Source organism: Streptomyces sp. NPDC048196, assembly GCF_040652715.1.
Lineage (GTDB): Bacteria > Actinomycetota > Actinomycetes > Streptomycetales > Streptomycetaceae > Streptomyces > Streptomyces siderophoricus.
Genome location: NZ_JBEZMM010000002.1, coordinates 201,866 through 208,215 on the forward strand (window position 1 = coordinate 201,866; position 6,350 = coordinate 208,215).

The 6,350-nt window shown below is 67.9% G+C and carries 5 protein-coding genes; 4 read left to right on the plus strand and 1 reads right to left on the minus strand.

The window, feature by feature from the left end:
• Positions 1 to 7: 7 nt before the first annotated feature.
• From AB0E02_RS04590 to AB0E02_RS04605, 4 genes are all read left to right on the plus strand, one after another.
• Positions 8 to 949, plus strand: a complete 942-nt coding sequence (locus AB0E02_RS04590) for an ABC transporter ATP-binding protein (protein ID WP_362135922.1) — start codon at positions 8 to 10, stop codon at positions 947 to 949.
• The gene (locus AB0E02_RS04595; protein ID WP_362135924.1) at positions 946 to 2,331 is read left to right on the plus strand and encodes an ABC transporter permease; all 1,386 of its coding nucleotides are present in this window, start codon (positions 946 to 948) and stop codon (positions 2,329 to 2,331) included. Before AB0E02_RS04590 ends, AB0E02_RS04595 begins: the two co-directional genes overlap by 4 nt.
• Positions 2,332 to 2,335: 4 nt before the next feature.
• Positions 2,336 to 5,098, plus strand: coding sequence for an alkaline phosphatase family protein (locus AB0E02_RS04600; RefSeq protein ID WP_362135926.1), 2,763 nt, complete (start codon positions 2,336 to 2,338; stop codon positions 5,096 to 5,098).
• Positions 5,099 to 5,310: 212 nt separating this feature from the next.
• Complete coding sequence (locus AB0E02_RS04605; protein WP_362135928.1) at positions 5,311 to 6,030, plus strand: aspartyl/asparaginyl beta-hydroxylase domain-containing protein; 720 nt, start codon at positions 5,311 to 5,313, stop codon at positions 6,028 to 6,030.
• A gap of 86 nt (positions 6,031 to 6,116) precedes the next feature.
• Here AB0E02_RS04605 and AB0E02_RS04610 read toward each other — a convergent pair whose 3' ends face one another.
• On the minus strand, positions 6,117 to 6,344 hold the full coding sequence (locus tag AB0E02_RS04610) for an MbtH family protein (RefSeq protein ID WP_362135930.1): 228 nt from the start codon (positions 6,342 to 6,344) through the stop codon (positions 6,117 to 6,119).
• Positions 6,345 to 6,350 lie beyond the last annotated feature (6 nt).

Consider the following 6,350-nt stretch of genomic DNA (forward strand, 5'->3'; position numbering starts at 1 on the left):
GGGACTCATGGACGCACTCCTCGCAGTCCGGGCTCGCGGGATCACCAAGTCGTTCGGCGATGTCGTCGCGCTCGACGGCGTCGACCTGGATGTGACGCAGGGTCAGATTCACGGTCTGGTCGGACCGAACGGCGCCGGCAAGACGACCTTGCTCGGCCTCCTGTTGGGTCTGGCCGTCGCCGACAGCGGCAGCCTGGACATCCTGGGTACACCGGTCGGGCGGACGCTCGACGCTCCCGACGGTGTCGCGGGCTTCGTGGACGGGCCCGGTCTCTACCCCTCGCTCACCGCTCGGCAGAACCTCGCCGCACTGGCCGCTCTCCGCGGTGACGACGCGCGGACGACGGTGATCGACGACGCGCTTGCGCAGGTCGGGCTCACCGATGTCGCCGACGAACGGACCCGCGGCTTCTCCCTCGGCATGCGACAACGGCTGGGGCTGGCCGCGGCGCTGCTCACCAAGCCCCGGCTGCTGGTCCTCGACGAGCCGTCCAACGGTCTGGACCCGGCCGGCAAAAAGCACGTACATGGTGTCCTGGCCCGGCTCGCGACGGAGGGCACCAGCGTCGTGCTCTCCAGTCACCGCATGGACGACGTCGAGGCCCTGTGCTCCGACGTCACCCTCCTCGCCACCGGGCGGGTCGTCTTCTCCGGACCGCTGAGCAAGCTGGCCGCCGAGGAGCAGGAGCTCGACTATCGCGTACGCACCTCCGACGCACCCGCCGCCCGCCAACTGGCCACCGCAACGGCCGGGGTACGCCTCGTCGAGGACGCCGGGGTACGGCACGACGCGCAGGTGCTCGTCGTACGCGCGCTGGCGCCTGCCCTCGACGAACTGGTGGTGCGGCTGGTGCAGGCGGGCATCGCGGTACGCGAGCTCTCCCCCCTGGTGTCGCCGCTCGAAGCAGCGTTCCTCGCCCTCACCGAGCCTGCGGAGGCCGGACGATGACCGTGCCCCTCACCGACGCCCAGGTCCAGAACCAGGCCCAGGCGCACGTTGCCGGTGCCCGCCGTGCCTCGGTGGCGCGGTGCTACCGCTTCGAGCTGGTCAAGCTGGTCTCGCAGTGGCGGATCCGCCTGCTGGTTCTTGCCTGCTGGATCGCGCCGGCGCTCTTCGTCGCCGCGGTGAGCCAACAGAGCACGCTCCCCGTCGACACCCTTTTCGGCCGCTGGATGCACGCCACGGGATGGGCCGGACCGCTGGTGCTGCTCGGTTTCGCGGGCACCTGGGCGCTGCCGCTGCTGACCTCGGTGGTCGCCGGTGATGTGTTCGCCGCCGAGGACCGGCTCGGCACCTGGCGCCATCTGCTCGTGGCGGTCCGGTCGCCCAGGCGGATCTTCGCCGCGAAGGCGTTCGCCAGCCTCACCGTCCTGCTGCTGCTCGTGGCCGGGCTGGCCTGTTCCAGCGCGGCCGGTGGGGTCGTGGCGGTCGGCAACCAGCCGCTGGTCGGCCTCGACGGTCATCTGCTGACGCCGGCGGACGCCGCCGTGAAGGTCCTGCTCGCCTGGGTCTGCGTCCTCGCTCCGACCCTGGCCCTCGCCGGGATCGGGTTGCTCGGGTCCGTCGCGCTGGGGCGCTCCCCGATGGGACTGCTGCTGCCCGTGCTCTTCGCCCTCGCGATGCAGCTCGCGCAGATGATGCCACTGCCCGTCGCCGTACGCCTCGCCCTGCCCAGCTACGCCTTCATCGCCTGGAACGGTCTGTTCACCGACCCGGCCCAGCTCGCCCCGCTCCTGATCGGCATCGGTGTCAGCCTGGCGTGGGCCGTACTGGCGACGGCGCTGGCCTACCTGCTGTTCCTGCGGCGCGACTTCACGAACCTGAGCCATGACGGCTCGGGGCGCCGCGCGGTCACGGTCGGAGTGCTGCCGCTGATCGGGCTGGTCGCCATGACGGTGGCGGTCCTCACCACGTCGAGCACGGCCTCGGCGACCGGCTCCGGGATCGGGCAGGAGAAGGTGCAAAGCTCGGTCGCCACGGCATTCGCCCACCTGTACCGCATGCAGACCGAGCAGCTCCACCGGCCCGCCGTCACCGAGGCGCAGTTGAGAGCCACGGCGACGTGCAACAAGGGCAGCCTCCAGGTCGCCGCGCAGGGGCCGGGCAACGACTGGCGCTGTGTCGTCTCCTGGCACCTCCCCGGCGTCCAGGCCGTGGGGCAGGCCATCTATCAGCTCGATGTGACCCCGGACGGGCGGTACATGGCCGATGGCGATGGGCCGAAGGAAGTCAACGGCTACTTCCTGGTCCGGACCCCGGAGGGGGACGCACCGAACCCGCTGTGGCAGTTCGACGGCGATGTCGAACTTCTCTCCACCTCGAAGGGATGACTCCATGCAGGTCATACGCCGCCGTCGACATGACGAGGACGATCGTTCCGGCCGTCTCGACAGACGCTTCGGCCGCTTCAGCCGCCGCAGTGCCCTGGCAACCGCCACCGCGGTCGTCCTCGCCGCCACGGCCGGCATCGGTTATGCCCAGACCCACCAGTTCGGCACCGACCAGGTCGGGCAGCAGACCGCGAACGGCCAGGTCGTCTCCAGTGACCAGTACATCGCCCCGTACGGCGACCGCCTCGTCATCGACAACGGCAAGATCATGTCGTCCTCGGTCAGCCCGGACGGCACCCACATCGCGGCCTCGCTGACCGACGGCGGCGCGGCGCTGGCCATCGTCGACCGCAAGAACTGGAAGGTGCAGCAGCTCGTCAGCGCCTCCGCATCGTCCAACCCGCGCATCAGCAGCAACTCCGTGGGCCAGGAAGGCCCCACGTACTCGCCCGACGGCAAGCAGCTGTGGCTGGGCCAGACCGACGGCTACACCAGGCTCACCGTGAACCCGGACGGCAGCGTCAGCAACCCGACGTTCCTCAAGATCCCGGCGGACGGCGCCAAGCGGGCGCTGGTGGGGGAGCCGGTGTTCTCGCCCGACGGCTCCACCGTGTACGCCGCGGTCAACGGCCAGAACAGAGTGGTCGCCCTCGACGCGGCGACCGGGGCCGTCAAGCACAGCTGGGACGTGGGCAACGCCCCGCGTGACATGGTCAAGGTCGGCGACAAGCTCTACGTCAGCAACGAGGGCGGCCGCCCGGCCAGGCCCGGCGACACCACGATCAACTCCTACAACACCCAGGTGCCGGCGAACCCGAAGACCGGTGCCACCACCACCGGCACGGTCAGCGTCATCGACCTGGCGAATCCGGATGCCGCCGTGGGGAGCATCGTCGTCGGTCTGCACCCGACCGCCCTGTACGCCAAAGGCGGGGCTCTGTTCGTCACCAACACCGCAACCAACGACGTGTCGGTCATCAGCACCGCCCGCGACAAGGTCGTGCAGACCATCGCCACCCGTCCGTGGCCGGAGGCGTCGGTGGGTTACGAGCCCAACGCGGTGACGCTCACCGACGACGGGCATCTGCTGGTGACGCTCGGCCGCGCCAACGCGGTCGCCGTGTACAAGTACAAGAGCCCGCAGGAGCCGGTCAGCTACGTCGGCCTGCTCCCCACGGACTACTTCCCCTCGGAGATCGCCACCGTCGGCAACCAGGTGCTGGTCTCCAACACCCGTGGTATCGACGCCCGTCGCCCCAACCCCAGCGGCGCGCACGGCACCCACGACACCACCTCCAGCCTGCAGCGCTTCACGCTGCCCGACGACAGCGCCATCAGGGCCCAGACGGCCAAGGTCTTCAAGCAGAACGGCTGGCTGGGCCACTCCGTCAAGAAGGCCGACGGCAACAGCAACACGAAGCCGACTCCGGTCCCGCAGCGACTCGGTGACCCCTCGCCGATCAAGCACGTCTTTCTGATCGTCAAGGAGAACCGGACCTACGACCAGGTCTTCGGCGACCTCCCGCAGGGCAACGGCGATGCGAAGCTGGCGCAGTTCGGCGAGAACGTGACGCCCAACCAGCATGCGATGGCCAAGCAGTTCGGGCTGTACGACAACACCTACGACATCGGCACGAACTCCGCCGAGGGCCACAACTGGCTGATGCAGAGCGACAATCCGGAGTACACCGAGTCCTCGGCCGGTGAGTACCAGCGCAGCTACGACACCGAGAACGACGCTCTCGGCCACCAGAGGTCCGGTTTTCTGTGGACCGGTGCGCAGGCGGCGCGCAAGTCCGTCAAGGACTTCGGTGAGTTCCAGTCGGTGGAGAGCAAGCCGTCCGGAGCGTCCTGGCAGAACCTGTACTGCGACGCCAAGACCATGGACGCAACCGGGCAGCCCACGGCGTACCCCATCAACGTCGGGTCGGCGATCCCCTCGCTCAACGACGTGTCGGTGCCCGGCTTCCCGATGTTCGACCTCGACGTCCCGGACGTCTACAAGTACCAGATCTGGAAGCAGGACTTCGAGAAGAACGGGCCGGCGAACCTGAACATGTTCTGGTTCTCCAACGACCACACCGGTGGTCCCGCGAGCCCGTCCGCCCAGGTCGCGGACAACGACCTCGCGGTCGGCAGGATGGTCGACAAGATCTCGCACAGCAAGTACTGGAAGAACTCGGCCGTCTTCGTCGTCGAGGACGACTCCCAGGCGGGCCTCGACCACGTCGACGGGCACCGGGCCCCGATCCAGATCATCAGCCCCTGGGCACAGCGCGGCAAGACCGACAGCCACTACTACACCCAGATCACGGTGATCCGGACCATCGAGCAGATCCTGGGGATCCACCCGATGAACCAGAAGGACAGCGCGGCCAGCCCGATGAGCGGCGCCTTCACCCGCCTCCCGGACACCACCCCGTTCACGGCGCAGCCCAACCGCGTCGCACTCACCGACGGCCTGAAGACCCAGCCGCCCTGCGGCCCGGACACCCCGGCACCGCAGAGCCCCGACGCAGCGGCCGTCGCGCCCGCGAAGGTCCCCGCGGACAAGCAGGACCTGGCAGCGATCTGGGACAAGTGGAAGTCCAAGCAGCGACTGACCGGCCCCCACGCCGTCCCCGACTACGCCAACCCCGCCCAGCTGAACCACCTCACCTGGTACGAGACGCACAACTGGAACAAGCCGTACCCGGGCGAGAAGAAGATCTTCGCGCCGCAGGATGTGCCGGGGGCGTACCTTCCTTCCTCGGAGAACGACGGCTGATGTCTGCCGGAGGCTGAGCGACGACCGGCTTCACCGCGGCCCGGACCTTATCGGTCCGGGCCGCACCGCTTTTGGGTAGAGGGCGGCACCGCCGTCAGTGCATTCCGGCCAGGATCGTCCGGATCATGACCTTGACGCGAACTTCTGAGCATTCGAAGCTGGCAGCCCACCCGCCATTTGCTGCAATGAGCAATTAACCTGAGGGAACGCACGTGCCGAGTTTTCTTCCCGCACTGGTGAAGTGGATCGAAAAGCAGATGGTCCACCACTCCCGCTTCGACGACAGCCCGTTCATCTCGGCATCAGCGTTCCCCTGGAGTCGAGGGCTCGAAGACAACTGGCGTGACATCAGAGCCGAACTCGACACCCTGCTGGAACACCGCGACGCGCTGCCCAATTTTCAGGACATCTCGACCGCCCAACGCCACATCACCGACGACAACCAATGGAAGACCTTTTTCTTCTACGGTTACGGTTACCGGTTCGAGCCCAACTGTGAGCGGTGCCCGCGGACAGCTGAACTGCTGGCCCACATCCCCGGTCTGAAAACGGCCTTCTTCTCGATCCTCGGCCCCCACAAACACGTGCCACCGCACCGTGGCCCCTACAAGGGCGTGGTCCGCTATCACCTCGGGCTGAAGATCCCGTCTCCCGAGGACTCCTGCGGCATTCGCGTCGGCGGACAGGAGGAGCACTGGCGTGAGGGGGCCGGGATGTTCTTCGACGACACCTACGAACACGAGGCGTGGAACGGGACCGATGAGGACCGTGCCGTGCTGTTCCTGGATGTCGTACGGCCGATGGCCTTTCCGTACTCCCTGCTCAACGACATGGTGATCAAAGGAATCGCTCGGAGCCGGTTCGTTCAGGACGCCAGGGGAAATCAAGACGCCTGGGAGCAGCGCTTCGCGCAGTTGCTCCCACGCAAGTAGCCGCCCCGGCGGGCAGTCATCACTGCCCGCCGGGACGGAATCCGGCGTGGCGCCTCCCAGGATCTGGTGTGACGGTCACCGACAGGTCAGGAATCAGCCCCGCCGGCCCCGTCCATGGCCTCGACGAGACTCTTCGGGCGCATATCGGTCCAGTGCTCCTCGACATAGGCGAGGCAGGCCTCCCGGGAGTCCTCCCCGTGGGCGACCTCCCATCCGGCCGGAACCTCCACGAAGGACGGCCACAGGGAATGCTGACCCTCGTCGTTGACCAGCACCAGGTATGTGCTCTCGGGGTTCTCGAAGGGGTTGGTCATGGTGTG

Coding starts and splice junctions, on each gene's coding strand:
- AB0E02_RS04590 (WP_362135922.1), top strand. CDS start 8: ATGGACGCACTCCTCGCAGTCCGGGCTCGCGGGATCACCAAGTCGTTC.
- AB0E02_RS04595 (WP_362135924.1), top strand. CDS start 946: ATGACCGTGCCCCTCACCGACGCCCAGGTCCAGAACCAGGCCCAGGCG.
- AB0E02_RS04600 (WP_362135926.1), top strand. CDS start 2,336: ATGCAGGTCATACGCCGCCGTCGACATGACGAGGACGATCGTTCCGGC.
- AB0E02_RS04610 (WP_362135930.1), bottom strand. CDS start 6,344: ATGACCAACCCCTTCGAGAACCCCGAGAGCACATACCTGGTGCTGGTC.